We start from the raw sequence: 25,676 nt of genomic DNA on the forward strand, positions 1-25,676 counted from the left end.
ACGTTCTTTTAATGATTCAAGAGCTACTTTAGCCTTAAAGACTGAATCGAATTTACGTCTTCCTGTTTTCATAATTTTGGACTTGTTTAAAGTTAATATTTTTCAACTTAACTACTGGTCCAGTTTTGTAGGGGTATTATACATAAATATATATTTATACAAAAGTATGATAAGGTGTTGATGAACCCTTACGAGATTTGGAATCCATTTTGTTTTTATTTAAATGAGATCTAAACCATTCGTTAAAATGGTTAATAGTTTAAAGTTTGCTAAAACATACAATTTTGTAATAAAAGAAGGAAGAATCACCTTATTAAACCTCAATTTTAAGAATATTTTATAAGTTTTTCTGTTCAAGCATCTCGTTTGAGCAAGCGATTTTATTTATCTTTGCTATTCAAATTGAAGAATGAGTTTTTATTCTTTTATAATTTTTATATCAATGAAATTTAATCATAAATTTATCTTACTGCTTTTATTAGCAACTATTACCCTATATTCATGTGGTAAAATTACTCCAAAAGGCAATTTAGAAACAAAAGACATTACTGTAGAGGATTTTACGAGCTTAGAATTAGAAGGTAAATTTCGAGTATTCTATGCACGTGGTCCCAAAAATTTTGTTCAGATAGAAACCTATCCCAATATCGCCAAGAATCTTGATGTAGATGTGGATAATAAAATACTTTCCATTAAAGAAGATAGAAAAACACAAGGTGTAGATTTCTATAATGTTACCATTTATTCTAAATCTAATGTAGAGAAAATTTCGCTATCTGATTCTATAGAAATGAATATTTCTAGCGAAATAAAAACGGACAATTTTAGGCTCAACATGAAGAATAATACATCCTTTATGGGTTCTGTAAATACTAGAAAAGCTGAGATTGAAATGCTGAATAGAAGTAGAGCCAATTTTCTTGGAGAGACCAAAAATGCTTACATCAAAATATCGGATACGGCGAGCCTTATCGCGCCATATTGGAAAATTACTAACTTAGATTTGGATTCTAAAAATGGAAACTACGCAGAAGTTAACGTTAAAGATTCGTTGAAGGGTAAAATAATTAATACTGCAAAGTTGTTGTATTACAATGATCCCATTCGTCTCTTCAAAGCGGAAAAATCTACAAAAATTGATCAAAAAAATCTAAACTAGAATTCAAATATTTTTTGGATCTATATACAATTTAATAAAAACACTACACTATATGACTACATTAGAAAAAGCTCAACTTTGGCTGAGCGATACATTCGATAAAGAAACGCAAGACGCTGTACAAGCTTTGATAGACAGTAATTCTCCAGATTTGGAAGATTCTTTCTATAGAGAACTAGAATTTGGCACAGGAGGAATGCGTGGGATAATGGGTGTAGGAACTAATAGACTCAACAAATACACGCTAGGACAAGCTACACAAGGATTAGCTAACTATATGTTACAGCAATTTCCCGGTGAAGAAATTAAAGTAGCTATCGCATATGATGTAAGAAACAACTCAAAAGAATTTGGGAAATTGGTAGCTGATGTTTTAACGGCTAACGGAATCAAGGTTTTATTATTCAAAAATCACAGACCAACACCTGAATTATCATTTACAGTAAGAGATAAAAAATGCAACGGTGGTATTGTACTTACAGCGTCTCACAATCCGCCAGAATACAATGGTTACAAAGTTTATTGGAATGATGGAGCTCAGATTGTGCCACCGAATGACGAAGCCATCATCAAAGAAGTTTATTCTGTAAAGTTTGAGGAAATAAAATTCAACGGAAATGATGATTTAATCGAGTGGATTGGCGAAGAACAAGATGATGTTTATATCAACGCTTGTATAGAAAACTCTACATACCAAAATATCGGAAGAGAAAACCTAAATATTGTTTTTACATCTATTCATGGGACTACCTATACTACAGTTCCAAAAATCTTGGAAAAAGCTGGTTTCAAGAAAATAGATCTGGTGAAGGAACAAATGATTCCTAGTGGTAACTTCCCAACGGTAGATTCTCCAAACCCAGAAGAGCCAGCCGCGCTAGAAATGGCAATGGATCTAGCTAGAATTACCAATGCTGATATCGTTATTGGTACAGATCCAGACGGAGACAGATTGGGTATTGCAGTTAGAAATCTAGAAGGCGAGATTCAATTGCTAAACGGTAATCAATGTAATACAATTCTTACGTACTATATTCTAGACCAATGGAAAAAGCAAGGAAAAATTACTGGTAAAGAATTTATTGGTTCTACCATTGTAACTTCAGATATTTTCTTTGATATTGCCAAAAAGTTCGGTGTAGATTGCAAAGTAGGTCTTACAGGATTCAAATGGATTGGAAAAATGATTCGTGATTTTGAAGGAGAAGAGAAATTTGTTTGCGGTGGTGAAGAAAGTTTCGGATTTATGACAGGAGATTTTGTAAGAGATAAAGATTCTGGTGGAAGTATTGTTTTGGCTTGCGAAATTGCAGCTTGGTGTAAAGCCAATGGCAAAACAATGTACGAATACATGATTGAAATCTACCAAGAAACAGGAATGTACTACGAAGGTTTGATTAACTTGGTAAGAAAAGGAAGAGATGGCGCAGAAGAAATTCAGCAAATGATGAAAAACTTCCGTGAAAATCCTCCAAAAGAATTGGCTGGTTCATTAGTAGAAGAAGTTAAAGATTTCAAAGAGCAAACTTGTCTTAATGTTTTTAAAAATGAGAAAAACGTAATGGATGAAATTCCGAAATCTAACGTTCTTATCTATTATACTCAAGATGGCACAAAGGTCTGTGTACGACCTTCTGGAACAGAGCCAAAAATTAAATTTTATGTTTCTGTGAAGGATTCTATATCTTCACAAGCGGATTTTAAAGATAAATTAAGTGTTTTAGAAGCTAAAATTGCAGCTATTAAAACAAATTTACAACTGAATTAATATTCAGATATAATGATCAAACAAATTATAACAGTTTGCATGCTGTATATAGCTGTAGTTTCCTGTAAAAAGGAAACTACGGCTTCTGATATAAAACCAGTAAACGATTCTATTACGAAAATTAAAACACAAGAAGATCAGTATAAACCTGTTGATACTGCTTGTTCTTCTACACATAAAACTGAGGATTACATCAAATCTCTTCAATGGTATCAAAAAGATATTGAAAAGCAAGTTGCTCAAAATTCTCCTGAACAAAACAATCAATTATACGTAGATTATACGAAGATTCGTAGCAAATATATTGAGTGTTTAAGTGGAAATTTAGGTAAAATTTTAGATGAATACATCAATTACTATGATCCTGAAAGAAATGGCTATAAATTTCCTGAGAATATTAAAAAAGCAATAGGTGAACTTAAAACAGCAGATTTGAAATTTGTAGAAGTAGGTGAAGGTTACACCGAAATTTGGTCATTTCCTAAGCACTATTATTCTCTATTCAAAAATAAAGTTACTCCAGATTATAACACCTATCTCGAACAATTATCTAAAGAAAGTGAAAGTCTATATTCCGCAGATGCAGGAATCACAATTTCATGGAAAGAATTGGGAGATAGAGTTATTTTTTGGGAAGATTTTATTAAAAAGTATCCTAACAATTCTTTAGTGAATAAAGCTAAGGAAACTTATGATGATTATTTGTATGATTATCTATTTGGAATGGACAATACACCAACTTTCGAATATTCTACAGGTGTATTATATGATGAAAATAAAGAAGAATTTAAGAGAATAATTAAAAAATATCCTAACTCGAATGTAACCCAAAAAGCTAAAGAATTGATGAGTCTTTTGGAAGCAAAAGTTCCTCATGCAGACATTCGACAAAGACTGCATATTGCAAAAGAAAATTAAATAAATTTAAATAAAGTGAAAGTTTCAAAATTAGCAGCGAACCTTATTGGTTCGGAAATCGTAAAAATTGGTAATGAAGTAAATGATTTAAAGGCGAAGGGAGCAGAGATAGCCAATCTTACAATTGGGGATTTGAATTCTAATATATACCCGATACCTGCATTATTGAAGGAAGAAATACAGAAAGCCTATCAGAATAATTTGACAAATTATCCTCCTGCAAACGGACTTTTATCATTAAGAAATGAAGTCTCTAAAGACTTGAAAAAAAGATGGAATCTAGACTACGATGCCAATGATATTTTGATTACTGCTGGTTCTAGACCTTTAATCTATGCTGTTTACAAAACTATTGTTGACGCAGGCGATAAAGTAATCTATCCTACACCTTCTTGGAACAATAATCATTATGCTTACCTTACTTCTGCAGATGCTATCGAAGTAAGAACCAAACAAGAAAACAACTTCCTGCCTACAGCAGAAGATTTAAAACCTCATTTGTCTGGTGCAGTGATGGTTGCGCTTTGTTCTCCTCTTAATCCTACTGGAACAATGTTTACAGAAGAGCAATTAAGAGAAATTTGTGAATTGATTATCGCTGAAAACAAAAATAGAGGAGCAGATCAAAAACCTTTGTATCTAATGTACGATCAGATTTATTCTAATCTTACTTTTGGAGCAAAACATGTAGATCCAGTATCTCTATTTCCTGAAATGAGAGAATATACAATCTATATTGATGGTATTTCTAAATGTCTTGCAGCAACTGGAGTCAGAGTAGGTTGGGGATTCGGTCCTTCTCATATTATCGACAAAATGAAAGCACTTCTCACTCACGTTGGAGCTTGGGCACCAAAACCAGAGCAAGAAGCTACTGCAAAATATTTCCAAAATGCTGATGATGTAGATGCATTTATCACAGATTTCAAAGGAAAATTAGAAGAAAGCCTAAAAGTACTTCACGCAGGAATGCAAAATCTGAAGGAAAAAGGATTACCTGTAGATAGTATACAGCCAATGGGAGCTTTGTATCTTACCATTAAACTAGATTTTATTGGTAGAACAAAACCAGACGGAACTGTAATTAACGATTCTTCAGACTTGGTATTTTACTTAATTAATGAGGCTGGGGTAGCATTAGTACCATTCTCAGCATTTGGTGAAGAAAAATCTACACCTTGGTTCCGTGCTTCTGTAGGAGGACTTGCAACCAACGAAATTGATGCTATGATGCCAAAACTTGAAATAGCTCTACATAAATTGAAATAATTAAATTTTTATTTATAAATTTATACTAAGTTGATTCTTTTCTTAAGAATCAACTTTTTTTATGAAAAATTAAATCCAAACACACAAATGGAAAATTTAGAAAACGATTTAGAAAACAACAAAAAGCCAGAAATAGAAAATCAGATTGACGAAAATAATCACCTAGATGAAGTGGTAAAAGCAGATTCTAACATTGAAGAAAACAGTGAACCTATTTTTGAAGAGCCAAAAATTGTTGATACTCCAATAGAAGAAGTTAAACCAACTCCTATTTCAACTCCCGAAAAAAAGAAAAAAAACGGCTACAAAATAGCATTTTTTACGCTGGGTGGAATCGTTATTTTGGGGGCAGCGGGTTATTTTGGGTATCCTTATTTCAAAAAACCGGCAGTTGTGGCTACAGAAAATGTTTGTTTAGATAGTGATACCAAAATTTATGAAGCTTATAAAGATGCTGTAGTGATGGTAAAGCATCGTTATGCCTATTTCGCAAAGATAAATGGTAAAGAAATTCAACTTAATGTACCCGAAGCTACAGAACAAGTGCTCTACGGAACTGCTTTTTTTATTGATAAAAAAGGAAGTATGATATCTAATAGTCATGTTTTAAGACCTTGGACTAGCAATGAAGGAAATGAGGAAATATATACGAACATTTCTAATATGAGAAGAAAAATTGCTTCCATCCTTACCACAGATATACAACCAGACGGTTATGAAACTTTTATAGCATCCAATTGGGGGAATGCAAGTTCCGAATACTATGAGGAAGGAGGAGATTATCATGATGAAGGCAGCGAAGAAAACCATGGTGAAGATTTTGTAACCTCTGCAGATGCTACAGTAGATTCCACTGTTGTGAGTGTAGACGATATTGCAGCGTCTATACCGCACAAGAATTATGTTTCAGAGGATGATATAGAAGTGTATATGAAAACCGTTGATATTTCTGTGGCTCTACACAATTCTACAGACGAATGGTTGCCTTGTACAATAGGTAAATTATCAGAAGATCCAAGTGTAGACCTTGGCGTACTACAATTAGTAAGCAAAGAAACTCCAAACAGTGTTGTTAACATTATAGATTTGAAAAACGCAGTAGTCGATGATAGTTCTATTCAGCCTGGAGAAAAAGCAGTGATGATTGGTTATCCTTTGGGTGAAGATTTGGCACTGACGAGTTCTGGGGTAAAAGTGCAGTTGTACAACGGTCAAATCAGCAAAGAGACTGATGGTACAAAGATTCAGTATAGTGTAACTTCTACGAATGGAGCTAGTGGTTCGCCTATATTCAATCATTGTGGACAACTTATTGCAGTTAATTTTAGTGGAATTGAAAAAATACAAGGATATAATTTCGGAATTGTAACCAAAAAAATCAACTCTATTTATCCCTTTTTAGCTAGTAGAGTAGGTTTGCAGGAAGAAAAATTAACAGATAAAACACAATAGAATATGAATAAAATGGTTAACGCCTGCGCGCTCGTCTTATTTTCGGCAGCATATGCGCAGATTCCTACCTTAAAAATTGGGAATGAAAAAACGAATCCTGTAATTCTTCAAGAAGCAAAATTCGACACTAAAATATTAGGAAACCTTGCAACCACAACAGCAACCTATGTTTTTTACAATCCTAGCGATAGAATTTTGGAAGGTACACTTACTTTTCCACTACCTGAAGGGGTTTCGGTAAGTGGTTACGCTTTAGATATCAACGGAAAAATGCGAAATGCTGTTCCAGTGCCTAAGGAAAGAGCAAAAGAAGTCTTCGAAAGTATAGAAAGAAGAAATGTAGATCCCGGTATTATAGAAAAAGTGGAAGGTAATAACTTTAGAACAAGAATTTATCCGCTTCCAGAAAAAGGAACAAGAACAGTGCAGATTACGTATCATCAAGAATTGAAAAATACTTCATCAGATTATCAATACAATTTAAGCTTTGCAAATGCTACAAAAATTCCAAAATTTGCTTTAAAAGTTTGGATTAATGATGGTGCTAGCATTCCAAAGATTACAGAAAATCCTGATGGAAGTTTTGCTTTTCAAAAACAAGGAAAACAATGGGTTGCAGAAATCAACAAAGATAATTTTGCACCAAATGAAAGTTTAAAAATAACAATTCCAAAGGCAAAAGAAACTTCTAATGTAGTTTTGCAGAAGGCAACAGGCAATCAATTCTATTTTGCTACCAATTTGGCAACCGATTTTCCTATTAAAGAAAAACCAAAATCGCAGAAAATTGCCATTATTTGGGATAATTCTTTTAGTGGTTCAAAAAGAAATCGAGATAAAGAATTAGATTTCCTTAATGCTTATTTTCAAGACCATAAAAACGTGGCAGTTTCGCTTGTTTTGCTGAATAATACACTCGAAAAAGCAGAAGAATTCAATATTTCTAGTGGAGATTGGAGTAGTTTAAAATCAAAAATATTAAATTTAAAATACGACGGAGGAACAGATTTTGGTGCTCTAAAAGAAGTTGCGGGCGCAGAAGAATATTTATTATTTTCAGATGGAATTTCCAATTTTGGAGATCTTACCATGCGTTTCAAAAAACCTCTGAATAGCATTACCAGTACGCCAACTTCGGATTTTAATTTGCTTAAACTTTTATCTTCCCAATCTGGAGGTAATTTTATCAATCTCAACGAATCTGATACGCAATCAGCACTTAAAACTTATAAAAAGCTTCCCGTAAAATTTTTGGGTTTCAAAGAAAAAGTAGAGACCAAAGAGTTATATCCAAGCGTGGGTTCCGTTGTTTCTGAGCCTTTAAATATATTCGGTATTTCTGGTTCTAATCTAGGAAAACTAACTGCTATGTTCTCTGTTGGAAACAATAATTATGAGATTCCTGTAGATTTTAGCAATGCTTCACAAGTAGAAAATTGGCAAATTTCACAGTTTTGGGCGCAAAGAAAAATCAATGAATTAGAATTGAATTCCACTCAAAATCGTCAAGAAATCAAAAACTTAAGCGAACAATTTGGTGTTGTAAGTAAAAATACCAGTCTTATTGTTTTAGAAAACATTGATGATTATGTAAGATATAAAATCTCCCCACCACAAGAGCTTCAGGCAGATTATCAAAGAATTATTACTCTGAATAAAGGCAGAGCTTTAGAACAAAGAAGAAATCTTCTTTCCAAAGCATTCGATAAAACAAGAGAACTCAAAACTTGGTGGAACACAGATTTCAAGCCTGTAGAGAAAAAAGAATATCCAAAAGTGGTGAATCAGTCTGTATCAGAAGAAAGGAGTTCTGAAAGGATGAGCAACAAATCTGCTAGTGCATCAAGTGCTCCTATGGCTGATATGGCGATGGAAGTTTCTAGTGAGAAATCTATAGCAAGCAAACCTACTGGGAAAATTACTTTAGTTGATGTAGAAAGCAACGAGGAGTACATGAAAGATTTTCATAATCTTCAATCTGCGGAAGTTATTTATCAAAAATATTTAGAAAATCGTCCAAAACACGAGAAAGAAGTTTCTTACTATTTCGATATTTCCAAACTTCTTTTCAAAAAAGGCAACAAAGAGCTTTCTCTAAAGGTTCTAAGCACATTGGCAGAACTAGATTTGGAGAACGAAGAATTGTATAAAACTATTTATTACTTGCTAAAACAGCGCGGAAACTACGACAAAGAACTTTGGATTACACAAAAAATTCTAGAGTGGAGGCCGTTTGATGCGCAAAGTCATAGAGATTACGCATTGGCTTTGGTAGATAACAAAAAACCTCAAGAAGCGCTGAATATTTACAAATCTCTATTGTACCAAGAGTTTACAGACGAGATTTCTTCTAGAGATAACGGAATCGAGGAAATTCTGATCATGGAGATTAATAATATCCTCAAAATGAACAAAAATGTAGACGGAAGCAAGATAGACGATCGTTTGAAAGCCGATCTACCTGTAGATATTCGCGTTGTTATCAATTGGAACAAAGACAATACCGATATCGACCTATGGGTGACAGATCCTCGCGGCGAAGATTGTTCTTATAGTCAAAAATCCACTCAGATTGGCGGCAGATTGAGCAACGATTTTACGCAAGGATTCGGACCAGAGCAGTTTTTACTTAAAAATGCGGTGAAAGGTAAATACAAGATTAAAACCAATTTCTTTGGAGAAAGACAAAACCGCCTTTCGGGTCCTACCACGGTGATGGCGGAAGTATATCTTCATTATTCGGATGGCCGACAAGAACGCAAAATTGCCGTTTTCCAGAGTCAGAAAGAGAACAAACTAGAAAAAGACAGCAAAATTCTTATTGGAGAATTTGAGTTCTAGAAAAAATCCTATAAATTGCCGAAGTTTTGTACTTCGGCTTTTTTTATGGCAGACAATACCGCCTTCCGCTCCCAATCTTTTTTTTGTCGGCTTCGACTCCGTTCAGCCTACAGAAAAAAGGATTTCCGCTCAAGTCGGGCCGCATTTTCCACCTAAGTATCAATATTTAGTAACCCAAAGAATTTAAAACAATGAAAATTATAGCAGTAATTCCTGCAAGATATGAGGCAAGCCGTTTTCCAGGCAAATTGATGCAAATTTTAGGATATCAAACCGTCATTACCACAACGTATAAAAATGTGGTGGAAACAGGACTTTTCGACGAAGTTTTTGTAGCTACAGATTCAGAAATAATCTTTAAAGAAATAGAATCACATGGTGGTAAAGCCGTGATGACCGGACAACACGAAACGGGTAGCGATCGTATTGCAGAAGCAGTACAAAATATAGATTGCGATATTGTAATCAATGTGCAAGGTGACGAACCTTTCTTAAAACTAGAACCTCTAAAACAATTGATTCAGGTTTTTCATGAAGATCATAATCAAGAAATTTCTTTGGCTTCATTAAAGATTCAACTTACCGATAAAGAAGAAATAGAAAACCCTAATAATGTAAAAGTAATTACAGATAACAACGGATTTGCATTGTATTTCAGTCGTTCTGTAATTCCTTTCCATAGAGAAATTAATTATAATATTCAGTATTTTAAGCATATTGGCGTTTATGCTTTTAGAAAACATGCATTGCTTCAGTTTTCAAAACTCGAAATGAAACCTTTAGAAATTTCAGAAAAAATAGAATGCATCCGTTATTTAGAATATGGCATGAAAATTAAAATGATTGAAACCAATTTCGTTGGAGTAGGAATAGACACGCCTGAGGACTTGGAGAAAGCTAGAAAACTTTTGTAAAATCTATTATGCGATTTCGACGAAAGAGAAATTTCTTTTATTTGTAGAGATTCCTCAATACGCCTCGCTTCTTTCGGAATGACAATCGTTAATTTGTCATTTCGACGAAGGAGAAATCTCATTAATTTGTAGAGATTCCTCATTACGCTTCGCTACTTTCGGAATGACAATCGTTAATTTGTCATTCCGACGAAATAGAGATCTCATTTTTTCAAATGAAATATGGAAAGTTGTTAAAAATAACCCAACATCGTAGAAAATTAATATCCAAATCCTTTCTATTTGCCTTTAGATAGTATATTTTTTATGAATGTTAATCTAAAATAACTATATTTGAAATTATAAATTGTTTGAATGAAGAAATTAATCATACTATTTATCTTTCTTATTTCTTATATAATCCCTGCTCAGACGGCTAAAGAGATTATCGCTAAAAATATCGAACTTTCTGGTGGTCTTATCAATTGGAAACTTTTGAATTCTGTGCTATTGCAGGGAAAGGTGATATTAGGAGTGAAAGATGAATATCCTATCAAAATATATCAGCAAAGACCCAACCTTACAAAAACTGTGCTTACTATAGGAAGCAAAGAAACCGCAATAGAAGGTTTTGATGGAACCAAAGGTTACGCCATGAATTATGCAACCAACAAGTTGCAAGTATATCCAGATTATGTAGCCGAAAGCTTTGATAACGATTTTATAGATTGGGAAAACAAAGGTTTTGCTGCCCAATATTTGGGTAAGGAGAGAGTAGGTGAAATATATTGTCACAAAGTGGTTCTTACGAAAAACGTAAACAAGGTAACTTATTATTTTGATACCAAAACTTTTATGATCCTGAAAGAGGAGAAAAAAGATGATGTACTTACTTATTCAGATTACAAAAAAGTAGGTAACTTAGTGATGCCGTTCAGGATAGAATCTGCAAGTTCTAAGAGGGACGGAGATTATGTAATGTTACTCAATAAAATTGATATTAATAAGGCTTTTCCCAAGGAAATTTTTAAGTTTTAAGGCTTTTTAATATCAAAATAATACGTAGACTTATGAAAAATATAGGATTCGTGGTGCTCCTTTTTGTATTCTTTTTACAAAGTTGTTCCAATCAAAAAACAGAAATTTCAAAAGCTAATACTGTAGAAACTATGAATAATACAATTTACGACTATAAAGTAGAAGGTTTGGATGGTAAAGAAATCAACTTTGCCGATTTCAAAGCGAAAAAATTTCTGATCGTTAATACGGCTTCAGAATGTGGTTTTACGCCTCAGTATGCAGATTTAGAAAAATTATCTCAAGAATATAAAGATAAATTGGTAGTTATAGGTTTTCCTGCAAATAATTTTGGTGGACAAGAACCCGGAACTAATGTCGAAATTGGTGCCTTTTGCCAAAAAAATTATGGCGTTACTTTTCCTTTAGCCGCTAAAGTATCTGTGAAAGGAGATGATATTGCGCCTATTTTCAAGTATCTAACGGATAAAGACCTTAATGGTTATAAAAACACAAGCATTTTGTGGAATTTTACCAAGTTTTTGGTTGATGAAAACGGAAAGCTGATTGATACTTTTGTAAGTACTACAAAGCCAACAGATAACGCAATCACGAAACACTTAAAGTAAACTTTTATTTTAAAGATAATTATTCAGCTTTTTGAAAAATTTCAGATAACTGAATGATTTTGTAGCCATTAGATGGATCTTTTGAAGCTTTTATCATTGCTTTTGCCAATATTGAAGTTGGTAAAGGCTTTTGATTTTTAAGTAATCCTACACGATTTATTAATTTTAAAACTTTCAGTCCCAAAACTTCAGCAGTTCTCTTAGAATCTGTTCTATCCAACATGCCTGGACGGAAAATTGTGGTTTTGTCAAATTTAAGAAGTTTTACTGCATCTTCCAATGCTCCTTTTATTCTTGAATAGAAAACATTAGATTGACCATTGGCACCATAAGAGGAAACCAAAACATAATTTTCTACCAGATTTTGTTTCGCCATTTTTGCGAATTGATATTGATAATCAAAATCAACTTTCCTTTGTGCAGGTTTGCTTCCAGCGTCTTTTAAGGTAGTTCCGAGGCAAGAATAGGCAACATCACCTTTTACAAATTCTTTCCAATCTTCTGGATTATCAAAATTTACAATATGAGAAATAAGTTTTTCATGTTGAAAATTCAATGGCTTTCTTACAAAAACTATTACCTTTTCAAAATCATTATCATTCAATAAAAATTGAACTAAGTCTTTTCCGGTGGCGCCCGTAGCACCAATAATTAAAGCAATCATAAGAATTTGAAATTTATTTAAAAAGATGATTTCTGTGGTCTAAATGTACTACTTTTGAAATGATTACAAATTTAAATCAAAAAATAAGGTAATGGATGAAAATGATATCTTAGATTATGCACTGTCTAAAGTAGCTGTAATAGAGAGTTTTCCTTTTGATAATGAAACATTGGTGCTAAAAGTAGGTGGAAAAATGTTTTTTTTGATGGCATTAGAAAAACAACCACTCACTATTGCTGTGAAAACAGATCCAGATTGGAGTACAGAGCTGAGAGAGCAATACCATCAGATTTCGGGTGCCTATCATATGAACAAAACACATTGGAACTCCGTAGAAATAGAAGGTTTAAAGATAGATTTAGTAAAAAAACTGATTGATCATTCTTACGATTTGATATTCAAATCTTTAACGAAGAAAATGAGAGAGGAAATAACTTTTAATAACAATTAAAACTGAAATTCTTCCGTCAGCTTTTTATCCTCATCTAATCTTTCGATTAATTTTTCCAAACTTTCGAATTTTATCTCATCATGGAGGAAATCTCTGAATTTTACAGTAATATTTTGATCATAAAGATCTCCTTCAAATTCTAGAATATAAACTTCAACGGTTAATTTTTCTCCGTTAACGGTAGGATTGGTACCAACGCTCAGCATTCCTTTATAAAACTGATTGTCAACATAAACTTCTACAATATAAGCCCCTTTTTTAGGTAAAAGCTTAACATGGCCTGCTTCAATATTAGCGGTTGGATAACCAATAGTACGTCCTAGTTTTTTACCATGAGCCACTTTACCAGAGACAGAATAGGAATATCCTAACATTTCATTGGCATCTTTTATATTACCCAATAAAAGTGAATTTCTAATTTTTGTAGAACTGATATTATTTTCATGGATATTGATGGCTTCCATTTGTTCTACTTCAAAGTCTAATTCTTTTGATAATTTTTTTAGAAGTTCGAAATTTCCACTTTTATTTTTCCCGAAAGAATGATCGTATCCAATAATAAGGTACTTTACATTAAGTTTTTCAACCAAAATCTTGCGAATAAATTCTTCACCTGTAAGATTTCTAAAATTTTCATCAAATTCTTTAAGAAACAAGTTATCAATCCCATACAAATCGATGAGTTCTGTTTTCTCATCTATGGTATTAAGAAGTTTGAGATTTTCGTTAGGATTAAAAACAAATCTTGGATGTGGCCAAAAAGTAAGCAACGCAGTTTCCAAATTGTTTTTTGCTCCTTTTATAAGCAACTGATCTATAATATATTTGTGCCCAATATGTACGCCATCAAACATTCCTAAAGACATTGCTAAAGGCTTTAGTGAAGAATAGTCGGCGAAATTTTTGAAGATTTTCAAGATGAAAAAAATTTTAAATGCAAATATAAACTCTTTATAATGATGTTGGCGCTCTAGAATACTTTATTTTTTTACTACATAGGAATGGTGTAGTGTTTTATTTCTTACAATTTCTTTAAAGATTGATTTTTTGGTGAAAATTTCAGAATATTTAGGCTAAAAAAAAAAGTATAGTAAAATATTGGATAAGTTCCAAAATAGTAGGGTATTATATAAGAGGTGAAAATATGCATAAAGTATGATAAAAATCTTTTTTTTAACAATGGTAGGTTTGTTTAGATTCATTATATTTGCACCAAGAAAAAATTTAGCAATGGCAAACCAAATTAAAGGAAAAATTTCTCAAATTATTGGTCCTGTAATCGACGTAGTTTTTAATAATGTGGAAGCAATTCCAAGTATTTATGATGCGTTGGAAATTATTAAAGGAAACGGTGAAAAAGTAGTCTTAGAGGTAGAACAACATATTGGGCAAGATACAGTAAGATGTATCGCAATGGATGCTACAGATGGTCTTCAAAGAGGGCAAGAAGTAATTGGGTACGGTAATCCTATTACAATGCCAATCGGAGAGGCTGTCAACGGAAGACTATTCAACGTTGTTGGTGATGCTATCGACGGTCTTCAAAATATATCTAAAGAAGGTGGTCTACCAATTCACAGACCAGCTCCAAAATTTGATCAACTTTCAACTTCTGCAGAAGTTTTATTCACAGGTATTAAAGTAATTGACTTAGTAGAACCTTACGCAAAAGGAGGTAAAATTGGGCTGTTCGGTGGTGCTGGTGTAGGTAAAACAGTATTGATTCAGGAGTTGATTAACAATATTGCAAAAGGACATGGTGGTCTTTCTGTTTTTGCTGGTGTAGGTGAAAGAACGAGAGAAGGAAATGACCTTTTGAGAGAGATGTTAGAGTCAGGTATTATTAAATATGGTGACGATTTCATGCACTCTATGGAAAATGGAGGTTGGGATCTTTCAAAAGTAGATTTAGAAGCTATGAAAGAATCTAAGGCTGCATTCGTTTTCGGACAGATGAATGAGCCACCAGGAGCAAGAGCTAGAGTAGCACTTTCTGGTCTTACATTAGCTGAATATTATAGAGATGGTGGAGATAGCGGACAAGGTAGAGATGTACTTTTCTTCGTTGATAACATTTTCCGTTTTACACAAGCTGGTTCTGAGGTATCTGCACTATTAGGTCGTATGCCTTCAGCGGTAGGTTACCAACCAACACTAGCTTCTGAGATGGGAGCGATGCAGGAGAGAATTACTTCTACTAAAAACGGATCTATTACTTCAGTACAAGCGGTATATGTACCAGCGGATGATTTAACTGACCCTGCTCCGGCAACTACATTTGCTCACCTTGATGCAACTACAGTATTGGATAGAAAAATTGCTTCTCTAGGTATCTACCCAGCAGTAGATCCATTAGCATCAACGTCTAGAATCTTAGCACCAGAAATTATTGGTGAAGAACATTATAGTTGTGCACAAAGAGTAAAAGAAATCTTACAGAGATATAAAGCTCTTCAAGATATTATCGCAATCTTAGGTATGGAAGAACTTTCTGAAGAAGATAAATCAGTAGTTTACCGTGCTAGAAAAGTACAAAGATTCTTATCTCAACCTTTCCACGTTGCAGAACAGTTTACAGGTCTTAAAGGTTCATTAGTAGATATCAAAGATACTATCAAAGGATTCAATATGATTATGGATGGTGCTTTAGATCACTTACCAGAAGCTGCTTTCAACTTGAAAGGAACAATTGAGGAAGCTATTGAAGCTGGTGAAAAAATGTTAGCTGATAACGCTTAATAAGTTAGTTACAAGATTTTTAGACCTGAGATAAGAGACATTATTTGTCAAAAATCTTTTAATCTTCAATCTTTTAATCTTTTAATCTAAATTAAAATGAATATAAAAATTTTAACACCAGAATTCGTAATTTTCGAAGGAGATGTAGATTCTGTTTTGCTTCCAGGTAAAAATGGTGAATTTCATATTATGAATAACCACGCAGGAATCGTGTCTTCATTAGTCGGAGGTAAAGTAAAAGTATTTGTTAGTTCAATTAACGAAACATATGCTAAATATTTTACCAAAGAAGCAGACCAAGATTCGGTTTTTTCTTACGAAATTAAGAGTGGTGTAATAGAATTTAATAATAACAAAGGGATCATCCTTTGCGAATAATTAAATGAAAAGCTAAATATATTTTCAAAAAAGTGTAACTTTGGTTACACTTTTTTTTGTGCCTTACTCAAAAATTTTATCATATGACTTTAAGGTTGATTTTACTCTTTACATCTATTTCCCTATTTTTTAATGCTCAAAATATAAAAACACGTCGAGGAATTATTTCTTTAGACGGAATACATGTGGCTAAAATTTCAAATAAAGCAGGCGAGTACACTTTTTTTGACTTAAAGGAAACGCCCATTTATACAATGGAATTTGTAGATAAAGGTATAGTAGATTCAGTAAGAGATAGTTATGTAAAACTTAATAGAGTCTACAATAGAGAAAAAATATTGGATATTGATTATATATCGCCTTCTGCATTTTCTGGTGAGGAAAGTTCAGCAGTTTATACCTCCATAAAATCCTTAAAAATAATTGACGAAAGAGGCATAAATATTAAAAATTTGGATGAAATTTTTTCTTCAATGCCAAAAAGAAAGATGGATACCAAACTTAAAGATGCATACAGTATTAGAGCAAAAATAGATCAATTAGGAATTGAAGTGAATAATGTAGGTGAAATTCTCAGTAAAGGACAAAGAGTTGGGTACTTTAATAATTTGCCTGTGAGTTTTGGATCAGAAAGTACCATTACCGAAAAAACAATGCTCGATATAGAAATCTATGATGCAAATAGCAAATATATTGGCAAATACATTACAACAACCAAGCAACTGAAAACAGCTAACGGAAAAAGCTTCACATTATACAGAGAAATGTCGGGAAGAGCCTCAATACTAAAATTTCCAACCTACAGATCTCTCGTAGAAAGAGTGGTCATAATGGATCCTAATTTTATTAAAGGATAATTTTAAGCTATTAATTTCTCAAATTAATACTTAAGTCGTAGATATCATCTGATTTTTTTTATTAAATTTTAAAATTACGGTAAAAACAAACCTTTTAAAGTGTCTCTACAATTCAATATCCCTATACTTATATAAAAAATAATTTTTTAAGCGATTCTCAGCGATTAGAAAATTTGAAGCAGTATATTGGAATTTAATTATTATAAACACAAAATCACTCCATATTCCTTCAATTGTTGAATTGGCTTCGAGAACCAAAACAATTCAAAATCTTCAAGATTTTCTTCAAATGAATTTTTTAGAAATTGAAGATTATTTTTCTTTTCATTTTCTATAGAATTTTCTCCAAGCATTGTAATCAGCCAATCTGCTTTCTCTTTTTCCAATTCAATTTTCAGAATATTGGTTTTCAAGTGAAAAGTCAATTGAGTATATTCCCATGAGTTTTTCTTTTTAGTTTTTATAAAATCTTTAGCGACCACATTTTTATCCATCACAACAATTTTTGCATTGGGTTTGAAGGAAAACAAATTTTCCTCCAAAAGACAATCATGTATATAATCTGGATGTATAGAAGTTTTCGGAATTTTAAATTCAAACCAATTTTGAAGTGGCAATTCAAAATTGATACCGTGCATATAATTATAAAGAGATTTTTTCAAACCATAACTAAATAGATCATGATCAATGCCTGTCTTATCTATAAACTCGATATCATTATTCGCAAATGAAATATCTTGTTTCAATGGAGTAATTCCAAATTCTTCGGGATGTAATCCGACAGGTGAGTGTGCTGTCATTGCAAATTGATGCCAGAACGCACTTTGCAAAATTCCCATTTCAAACATTTGTCTTACCATCTCTAGAGAATCTATAGTTTCTTGAATGGTTTGTGTAGGATATCCAAACATCAAATAAGCATGCACCATAATTCCTGCCTCAGTAAAATTTCTAGTTACTTGGGCAACTTGTTCTACGGATACTCCTTTGTCAATCAATTTTAGCAAGCGATCACTCGCTACTTCCAAACCTCCCGATACAGCAATGCATCCTGAGACTCTCAATAAAAAGCAAAGATCTTTGGTGAAGCTTTTCTCAAATCTGATATTCGTCCACCAGGTAACAACCAAATTTCGTCTTAAAATTTCCAACGCAACTTCACGCATCAAAGCGGGTGGTGCAGCCTCATCTACAAAATGAAATCCAGTTTCTCCCGTAGAAGAAATCAGCTCTTCCATTCTGTCTACCAATATTTTAGCAGTTAGAGGTTCGTAGATTTTTATATAATCTAGAGAGATATCACAAAAAGTACATTTCCCCCAATAACATCCATGCGCCATGGTCAATTTATTCCAACGTCCATCACTCCACAAACTGTGCATAGGATTGGCCACTTCTATGACAGAAATATACTGGTCAAGCTTCAAATCTGAATAATCAGGTGTGCCCACTTCAGATTGTTTGTAATCTCTTTGTGTAGTATTATTAATGTAAGTAACTATATTGTCTTCTAAAATAAAAGTTCTTTTCGCTTCCGGAATTTTTTCTTCATGATTAAGAACACTTTTACAAAGTAATTCTAATGGTAATTCGCCATCATCCAAAGTGATAAAATCAAAGAATTCAAAAACTCGAGGATCTTTTAATTCTCTTAGTTCTGTATTCGGAAAACCTCCACCCATTGCTACTTTTACATTGGGAAAATTATTTTTGATATATTTGGCACAGCGAAATGCTGAGTACAAATTTCCTGGAAACGGTACAGAAAAACAAACCAATTTTGGTTTAATTTCTTCTATTTTCTGATGAAGTATTGATAATGTAATTTGATCTATAAAACTTTTATTATCAGAAAGTTTGCTATATAATTCTTCAAACGAATTTGCGCTTTTTCCTAATCTTTCAGCGTATCTACTAAAACCAAATTCTGCATCAATATTTTCAACAATGTAATCAGATAAATCTTCCAAATATAAAGTTGCCAAATGTTTTGCCTTATCTTGTAGACCCATGTTTCCATAGGCAAATTCTAGATCATCAATCTGGTTGAATCTCGATGATTCTGGTAAAAAATTCATGCTGCAAATTTGTCTTGCCAACGTCGGAATTTTACCTTGCAAAAACTCTATAACTGGATCTATTGTTTTGATATATTCATCACGCAATACAAATATTCTTTGAGAATTTTCTGATGTATCTTCAATTTCTAATTCTTTATTAAAAATTGTTTGAAGTCCAGTTTTAGAGAAAATATTAAGAATAACCTCAATGCCCAAATCCATCTGATAACTAGTGATACCTTTGGTTTTCAGAAATCCTTTGATATAGGCAGTGGCAGGATAAGGTGTATTAAGTTGTGTAAATGGTGGCGTGATAAGTAGTAGATCTTTCAAAAGATAATTTTTGCAAATTTATTTTAAAATATTTAAATTTTAAAGGGAAGATTATGTTTAAAAAAACCGCTAGAAATTTCTAACGGTTTATTATAATGTATGTTGAATAGAAATTACATTTGCTTGTAATCAATATGCATTTCTTTTTCTATTTCTTTGTAATGTCCTGATGTCAATTTATCTTGAATTGCAGCAAATGCTTCCAAAGTTTCGTTGATTTCAGAGTCTGTATGTGAAGCTGTAGGAATTAATCTCAACAAAATCATACCTTTTGGAATTACAGGATATACAACAACAGAGGTGAATATACCATAGTTTTCTCTTAAATCTTTTGCTAAAAGAGTAGCCTCAATAGTAGTACCTTGGATGAAAACTGGTGTAACACAAGTGTTGGTATTCCCTAAGTTGTAGCCCAATGATTTCAAACCATTTTGTAGTTTGTTAACATTTTCCCATAATTTGTCTTTAATCTCTGGTCGAGATCTTAGTAGTTCCAATCTTTTTAAACCTCCAATTACCATTGGCATGGTAAGAGATTTAGCAAAAATTTGAGAGCGAAGATTGTATTTCAAGAATCTAATGATCTCTTTGTCTCCTGCTAAAAATGCACCGAAACCTGCCATAGATTTTGCAAATGTAGAGAAGTAAACATCAATTTGATCTTGACATCCTTGTTCTTCACCTGCTCCAGCGCCTGTTTTACCAAGTGTACCAAATCCGTGAGCATCATCTACTAATAATCTGAAATTAAATCTAGACTTTAAATCACAAATTTCTTTAAGCTTACCTTGCATTCCTCTCATTCCGAAAACTCCTTCAGTAATTACAAGAATACCTCCACCATTTTCTTCCGCTACTTTTGTAGCTCTCATCAAGTTTTTTTCTAAACTTTCGATATCATTATGCTTATAGGTAAAGCTTTTACCCATATGAAGGCGAACCCCATCAATAATACAAGCATGAGAATCTGCATCGTATACTATTACATCATGTCTCGTCACTAAGGCATCAATGGTAGATACCATTCCTTGATAACCAAAATTAAGTAAGTATGCTGAATCTTTTTGTGTAAATTCTGCTAATTCTTTCTCTAATTGTTGGTGTTGCTCGGTTTCGCCAGACATTGCTCTTGCTCCCATAGGGTAGAACATACCGTATTCTGCAGCCGCTTTTGCATCTGCTTCTAATACTTCTGGATGATTACATAATCCTAGGTAATCGTTTGCGCTCCAGAAAATTACTTTTTTACCTTGAAAAAGCATTCTTGGACCAATAGGACCTTCTAGTTTTGGGAAAACAAAATAGCCTTCTGCATAATCTGCAAATTGTCCTAGAGGACCAGGATTTTGTTTTATACGGTCAAAAATATCTAACATGAATAGAAAATTTAAGTGGTAAATTTGGTTAATCTCTCATCAAAACTCTTTATATTATAAAAGAAATTGATGTAGAGAATTTATTTTATTTAATAATCTCCGTCTTGAAGACTTCGTCGTAATTGTGTACGCAATTATTTACAAAACCTTGCTGAGCCATCCATTGGTCGCTATACACTTTCGTGATATAACGAGAACCGTGATCGGGATAGATTAAGACAACTACGTCGTTGTCGGAAAACTCATGAGACTGTGCATACTGGGTTAATCCCTGAGTTACAGCTCCAGTAGTATAACCACCCATAATAGCTTCTTTCAAAGCAATTTCGCGTGTTTTGTATGCGGCCATTTCGTCATTCACTCTTACAAATTCATCTACTTTATCGAACAAAAGTGCTCCCGGAATAAGATTTTTACCCATACCTTCTATTTGGTAAGGATGTATATCCTCTTTGTGAATTTCTCCAGTTTCGTGGAAGCTCTTCAAAATAGATCCGTCTGCATCTACACCAACAATTTTGATGTTTGGATTCTTCTCTTTCAAAAATTTTGCAGAACCCGAAAGCGTTCCGCCTGTACCTGTGCAAGCAAATAGATGGGTAACTTTACCTTCCGTCTGTTCCCAAATTTCTGGACCAGTGGTATGGTAATGCGCATCAATATTCAGCTCATTAAAATACTGATTGATGTATACCGAATTTGGAGTTTCAGAAGCTACTCTTTTCGCAACTTCATAATATGATTTGGGATCATCCGCTGGTACATTCGCAGGACACACATATACTGTAGCGCCAAGAGCTTTCAGGTAGGCAATTTTTTCTGCTTTGGTTTTATCACTTACTGCAAGAATACATTTATATCCTTTTATGATACATACCATTGCTATAGAAAAACCTGTATTTCCAGATGTAGTTTCTACTACAACAGATCCTTCTTTTAACAATCCTTTCTTCTCTGCGTTTTCAATTATATGAAGTGCGATTCTATCTTTAGTGGAATGTCCAGGATTATATGATTCAATCTTGGCGTAAACAGTAGCAGGAATATCTTTAGTTACCTTGTTTAATCTCACCAAAGGAGTGTTTCCTATTAAGCCAAGAATATTATCGTAAACATTACTCATTATTTGTTATTTTTCAATAAAAATCTGACTGCAAAAATACAAAAAAAAAATAAATTTTTTGGCATTAAATCGAATTATAAGCCTTTCTGCAAGAATTATATTTTTTAGGATTTTTTGCAACAGCCTTGAATACCTTTCAAAAAGTACGCCATTTTTAAATTTTGTTAAAAAGGATTTAAAATCATCTAAAAACATTAATTTCGCAATAATTGATTTTATACTATGAAAAACTGGACTTTTAGGCAATGGAATACCCTCCTCGGATGGGGTGTTTTTATTATTGCATTTTTCACGTACTTATCAACAATGGAACCCAACTTGAGTTTTTGGGATTGTGGTGAGTATATTGCCTCTGCTGTAAAATTGGAAGTAACCCACGCACCTGGAGCAGCGTTGTTCCAAATTGTTGGTGCTGTTGCGGGAATTTTTGCAATGGGCAAAGGTGAAAATTATTCTGTAGTCATTAATGCAATGTCTGCATTATTCAGCGCATTTACAATTTTGTTTTTGTTCTGGACGATTACTCATTTTGTAAGAAGACTTTTAAATAAAGACTTCGAAAATGTTACTAAGCATCAAGCTATATCTATTCTCTTTTCAGGAGTTATAGGATCGCTATGCTTTACCTTCTCGGATTCATTTTGGTTTTCTGCAGTAGAAGGTGAAGTATATTCTATGGCTTCATTGTTTATTGCGATTTTGGTTTGGCTAATCACCAAATGGGAAAATGAATATAATTCATCGGATAATGAAAGATGGATCATCCTCATATTTTTCATTGTGGGACTTTCCGTGGGTGTACATATGATGTGTATGTTGGCAATACCAGCTGTATGTCTAGTATATTATACTAGAAACTATTCTTTTACATGGAAAAATTTTATTTGGGCTAATATTATTACACTAGGAATTCTAATCTTGGTTTTCAAGATTGTATTTCCAGTTATTATGACTTTATTTGGAAAGCTAGAAATTTTCTTCGTGAATGGATTAGGATTACCTTTCCACTCTGGTACTATTGCTGGTTTTGTACTATTGATAGCATTCTGTTATTTTATTTTAAAATATGCAAGAGCCTCTCATAAAAAAATATATCAAACAGCTACACTATCAATTGTATTTATGATGATAGGATTTTCTTGCTGGATGGTAATTCCTATTAGAGCTAATGCTAATCCTCCAATGAACTTGAATGATCCTGATAACGCAATCGGGATGTTGGATTATTATAATAGAGTGCAGTATGGTGATTGGCCCACTATATATGGACAAAATTATACAGCTTTTTTAGATAATTCTGGGATTCAGAAAAATGAAGATGGTAGTTTTAAAACTACAAAAACTGGAGAGATTTTTGAAAAAGACGAGAAAACAGGAACATACAGGAAAACGGGAGATCGTTTTAACTATGTATTTAACCAATCTCATGTAAGCTTAATGCCAAGGATGTTCAGCGAAGATAAAGATGTTATGGCAAACTATATTTCTATGTATGGTGCGCCAGATTTCCAATTTAACTATGCCAATGAGCAAGCTGCTAATGATCCTCAAGCTAAGGAAATTTTTGAAGAATTAAGAGCAAAATTTGAGGATAAAACAATAACAGTTCAAGATTATCTTAAAGTAAAACCTTATGAGATCATCACAGTACAAAGACCAACATTAGGGCAAAACTTAGATTATTTTATCAGTTTTCAAAACGGATATTATTTTTTACGTTATCTAATGTGGAATTTCGTAGGGAGACAAAATAATTTAGAAGGTAACAGCGAAATCACAAAAGGAAATTGGATTTCTGGTATAACATTTATTGATAATGCTCTTCTTGGAAATCAGGATGCTATGCCTGCAAAGTTCAAAAATGAAAGTACAGTTGCTTTTTTCTTCTTACCCTTGTTATTAGGATTAGTTGGATGCTACTTCCAATTTATGAGAGATTTTGGAAGATTTTATGCTATTTTATCATTATTTATTCTAACGAGTGTGGGTATTGTATTCTACACTGGTATGAAACCATTTGAGGTGAGAGAAAGAGATTATGCATTAGTAGGTGCATTCTACGCCTTCGCCATTTGGATTGGACTAGGAGCAGGAGCTATACTTTGGTTCTTACAATCTAAAGTGAAATCTAATGCAGCAAATATTGGTTTCGGTATCATACTAATGGGAATTCCTTTGATGATGGGTTTCCAAAATTATAATGTACATGATAGAAGCGAGAGGTATACCGCTTATGACTACGCACAATCTGTGCTAAGATCTTTACCAAAAGATGATATACTATTCGTGTATGGTGATAATGATACTTACCCTGTTTGGGGATTGCAGGAAACAGAGCAGTTCAGAGATGATGTAAAAGTAGTGAACTTTACGTTGCTATCTACCCCTTGGAATATAGATCAGGTAAAAAGAAAAACATACAACGCTAAAGCTGTCCCTGGATTACTAACACATGAGGATTATAGAGATGGTAGTAATGACCAAATCTACCTTATGAAGAAAGAAGAATGGCAAGGTATATTGGCAAATTTAAAAGAAGCAGGAGCACCTGAATCTCTTACCAAAGCGTTCGAAAAATATGCAGTTCAAGATTCTATGACTATGAAGGACGCAATGAATTTCCTTAAAATGAAGTCTCCAGAAAAAGACGAAATTTTAAAGATGATTTTCGGAGAGGCTAGATATGAAAAGTATAACTTCTTACCTGTGAACAAATTTATTTTACCCGTAAATAAGGAAAATGCAGTAAAATCTGGTATTATTTCTGCGGCAGATTTGCCAAATACAGTAAACCATATCACCATCAATTACGCATCATCTACTCTATACAAAAGCAACTTAATGATGTTCGATATTTTAGCAAATTTCGATTGGAAACGTCCGATCAACTTCTCTTCAGGTGGTGTATACGACAGCGAAAATATTTTCTTCTTAGACGAGTATCTTCAGATGGATGGTTTCAGCTACAGATTGGTTCCTATCCACACGCCAACAACTGAGGATGGAGAACTAGGAAGAGTAGATGCGAATTCTCTTTACAACGTAGTGAAAAACTTCAAATGGGGGAACTTCAAAAATCTAAATGTTCATTTCGATGAAACTGCAACTTCTAATATTATTGGATATAGAGGATCTGCAAGTAGAGCTGCTGTTGCCTTAGCTATGAGTGGGCAAAAAGCGAAAGCATTAGAGATTTTAGATTTAGCTTCAAAAGAAATTCCTGCTTCTAAATACAACGATCCAAGATCTCTAAGCTCTATGGTGAATGCATACATCGTAGCAGGCGAAGAAAAGAAAGGACTAGAATTGGCGGAAGTTCTTAAGAAAGGAGTTTTCGATGAGTACGACTATTATCTTTCTTTATCTAAATCTGATCAAAGATTTTTGGGAAGACAAATGAGAACAAAACCAATGGAATATTCTCTAGTTGTAAGTAGTGTAATAGATGCTTATAAGACTTTAGGACAAAATGAAAAAGCATACTCATACTTGCTGAAATCGATAGAGCCAATTGACAAAAAATTCAATGTTTTTGTACAAGATCTAAAACAAATGGGAAAACAAAAAGCGATGAAAGAGTCTGAAAATGTACAGACCATCACGCCATTCTACCAATATTTGTTTGATATTATGAAACCATTTGATTCTACATATGCTAGAGAAAAAGAAGATCAAATAACCAATGCGATTATAGGAACAACAAAATAATAAATAACATAATTTTTTAAAAAAACGGGACTTCGGTTCCG

At 33.2% G+C, this 25,676-nt stretch carries 19 protein-coding genes; 14 read left to right on the plus strand and 5 right to left on the minus strand.

Translation table 11 applies throughout. The features are described from left to right. Positions 1 to 442 precede the first annotated feature (442 nt). The 9 genes from ACKI42_RS03360 to ACKI42_RS03400 all read left to right on the plus strand — a co-directional run bounded on the left by ACKI42_RS03360 (position 443) and on the right by ACKI42_RS03400 (position 11,946). Positions 443 to 1,159, plus strand: a complete 717-nt coding sequence (locus ACKI42_RS03360) for a GIN domain-containing protein (protein WP_407402448.1) — start codon at positions 443 to 445, stop codon at positions 1,157 to 1,159. Between the two features lie 52 nt (positions 1,160 to 1,211). Continuing rightward, a complete protein-coding gene (locus ACKI42_RS03365) occupies positions 1,212 to 2,927 on the plus strand; it encodes a phospho-sugar mutase (RefSeq protein WP_407402450.1) in 1,716 nt (571 codons plus the stop codon). A gap of 39 nt (positions 2,928 to 2,966) precedes the next feature. After that, positions 2,967 to 3,845, plus strand: coding sequence for a hypothetical protein (locus ACKI42_RS03370; protein WP_407402452.1), 879 nt, complete (start codon positions 2,967 to 2,969; stop codon positions 3,843 to 3,845). Between the two features lie 15 nt (positions 3,846 to 3,860). Beyond that, on the plus strand, positions 3,861 to 5,114 hold the full coding sequence (locus tag ACKI42_RS03375) for a pyridoxal phosphate-dependent aminotransferase (RefSeq protein ID WP_407402454.1): 1,254 nt from the start codon (positions 3,861 to 3,863) through the stop codon (positions 5,112 to 5,114). Positions 5,115 to 5,201: 87 nt separating this feature from the next. Then, complete coding sequence (locus tag ACKI42_RS03380; protein WP_407402456.1) at positions 5,202 to 6,566, plus strand: serine protease; 1,365 nt, start codon at positions 5,202 to 5,204, stop codon at positions 6,564 to 6,566. A gap of 3 nt (positions 6,567 to 6,569) precedes the next feature. Further along, positions 6,570 to 9,407: a VIT domain-containing protein gene (locus ACKI42_RS03385; RefSeq protein ID WP_407402458.1), complete on the plus strand. Its 2,838-nt coding sequence runs from the start codon at positions 6,570 to 6,572 to the stop codon at positions 9,405 to 9,407. A 191-nt stretch (positions 9,408 to 9,598) separates the two neighbouring features. Continuing rightward, positions 9,599 to 10,321 carry a 3-deoxy-manno-octulosonate cytidylyltransferase gene (gene kdsB, locus ACKI42_RS03390; RefSeq protein ID WP_407402460.1) on the plus strand — a complete coding sequence of 241 codons (723 nt, stop codon included), beginning with the start codon at positions 9,599 to 9,601 and terminating at the stop codon, positions 10,319 to 10,321. A gap of 354 nt (positions 10,322 to 10,675) precedes the next feature. After that, positions 10,676 to 11,338 carry a histidine kinase gene (locus ACKI42_RS03395; protein ID WP_407402462.1) on the plus strand — a complete coding sequence of 221 codons (663 nt, stop codon included), beginning with the start codon at positions 10,676 to 10,678 and terminating at the stop codon, positions 11,336 to 11,338. Between the two features lie 32 nt (positions 11,339 to 11,370). Then, positions 11,371 to 11,946, plus strand: a complete 576-nt coding sequence (locus tag ACKI42_RS03400; protein WP_407402464.1) for a glutathione peroxidase — start codon at positions 11,371 to 11,373, stop codon at positions 11,944 to 11,946. 19 nt (positions 11,947 to 11,965) lie between these two features. On the opposite strand, the gene ACKI42_RS03405 is transcribed toward ACKI42_RS03400, so the two are convergent. Further along, positions 11,966 to 12,610 (minus strand): NAD(P)H-binding protein, encoded by a 645-nt coding sequence (locus tag ACKI42_RS03405; protein WP_407402466.1) that lies wholly within the window; start codon positions 12,608 to 12,610, stop codon positions 11,966 to 11,968. A gap of 91 nt (positions 12,611 to 12,701) precedes the next feature. On the opposite strand from ACKI42_RS03405, the gene ACKI42_RS03410 reads away from it, so the two are divergent. Then, positions 12,702 to 13,061, plus strand: a complete 360-nt coding sequence (locus tag ACKI42_RS03410) for an MmcQ/YjbR family DNA-binding protein (protein WP_407402468.1) — start codon at positions 12,702 to 12,704, stop codon at positions 13,059 to 13,061. On the opposite strand, the gene ACKI42_RS03415 is transcribed toward ACKI42_RS03410, so the two are convergent. After that, positions 13,058 to 13,978: a bifunctional riboflavin kinase/FAD synthetase gene (locus ACKI42_RS03415; RefSeq protein WP_407402470.1), complete on the minus strand. Its 921-nt coding sequence runs from the start codon at positions 13,976 to 13,978 to the stop codon at positions 13,058 to 13,060. The genes ACKI42_RS03410 and ACKI42_RS03415 overlap by 4 nt on opposite strands. 313 nt (positions 13,979 to 14,291) lie before the next feature. On the opposite strand from ACKI42_RS03415, the gene atpD reads away from it, so the two are divergent. The 3 genes from atpD (at position 14,292) to ACKI42_RS03430 (ending at position 17,035) form a co-directional block, all read left to right on the plus strand. Then, a complete protein-coding gene (atpD, locus tag ACKI42_RS03420; RefSeq protein WP_407402647.1) occupies positions 14,292 to 15,800 on the plus strand; it encodes a F0F1 ATP synthase subunit beta in 1,509 nt (502 codons plus the stop codon). A gap of 96 nt (positions 15,801 to 15,896) precedes the next feature. Next, positions 15,897 to 16,178: a FoF1 ATP synthase subunit delta/epsilon gene (locus tag ACKI42_RS03425; RefSeq protein WP_407402472.1), complete on the plus strand. Its 282-nt coding sequence runs from the start codon at positions 15,897 to 15,899 to the stop codon at positions 16,176 to 16,178. Between the two features lie 83 nt (positions 16,179 to 16,261). Continuing rightward, positions 16,262 to 17,035, plus strand: a complete 774-nt coding sequence (locus tag ACKI42_RS03430; protein ID WP_407402474.1) for a hypothetical protein — start codon at positions 16,262 to 16,264, stop codon at positions 17,033 to 17,035. A gap of 200 nt (positions 17,036 to 17,235) precedes the next feature. Here ACKI42_RS03430 and ACKI42_RS03435 read toward each other — a convergent pair whose 3' ends face one another. The 3 genes from ACKI42_RS03435 to ACKI42_RS03445 form a co-directional block, all read right to left on the minus strand. After that, positions 17,236 to 19,428 (minus strand): B12-binding domain-containing radical SAM protein, encoded by a 2,193-nt coding sequence (locus ACKI42_RS03435; RefSeq protein WP_407402476.1) that lies wholly within the window; start codon positions 19,426 to 19,428, stop codon positions 17,236 to 17,238. 113 nt (positions 19,429 to 19,541) lie between these two features. Further along, a complete protein-coding gene (locus ACKI42_RS03440; protein WP_407402478.1) occupies positions 19,542 to 20,804 on the minus strand; it encodes an aminotransferase class I/II-fold pyridoxal phosphate-dependent enzyme in 1,263 nt (420 codons plus the stop codon). An 85-nt stretch (positions 20,805 to 20,889) separates the two neighbouring features. Next, positions 20,890 to 21,927 carry a PLP-dependent cysteine synthase family protein gene (locus ACKI42_RS03445; RefSeq protein ID WP_407402480.1) on the minus strand — a complete coding sequence of 346 codons (1,038 nt, stop codon included), beginning with the start codon at positions 21,925 to 21,927 and terminating at the stop codon, positions 20,890 to 20,892. Between the two features lie 222 nt (positions 21,928 to 22,149). Here ACKI42_RS03445 and ACKI42_RS03450 point away from each other — a divergent pair, with 222 nt between their 5' ends. Continuing rightward, positions 22,150 to 25,635, plus strand: coding sequence for a DUF2723 domain-containing protein (locus ACKI42_RS03450; RefSeq protein ID WP_407402482.1), 3,486 nt, complete (start codon positions 22,150 to 22,152; stop codon positions 25,633 to 25,635). Positions 25,636 to 25,676 lie beyond the last annotated feature (41 nt).

This window comes from Chryseobacterium sp., assembly GCF_045629545.1.
Lineage (GTDB): Bacteria > Bacteroidota > Bacteroidia > Flavobacteriales > Weeksellaceae > Chryseobacterium.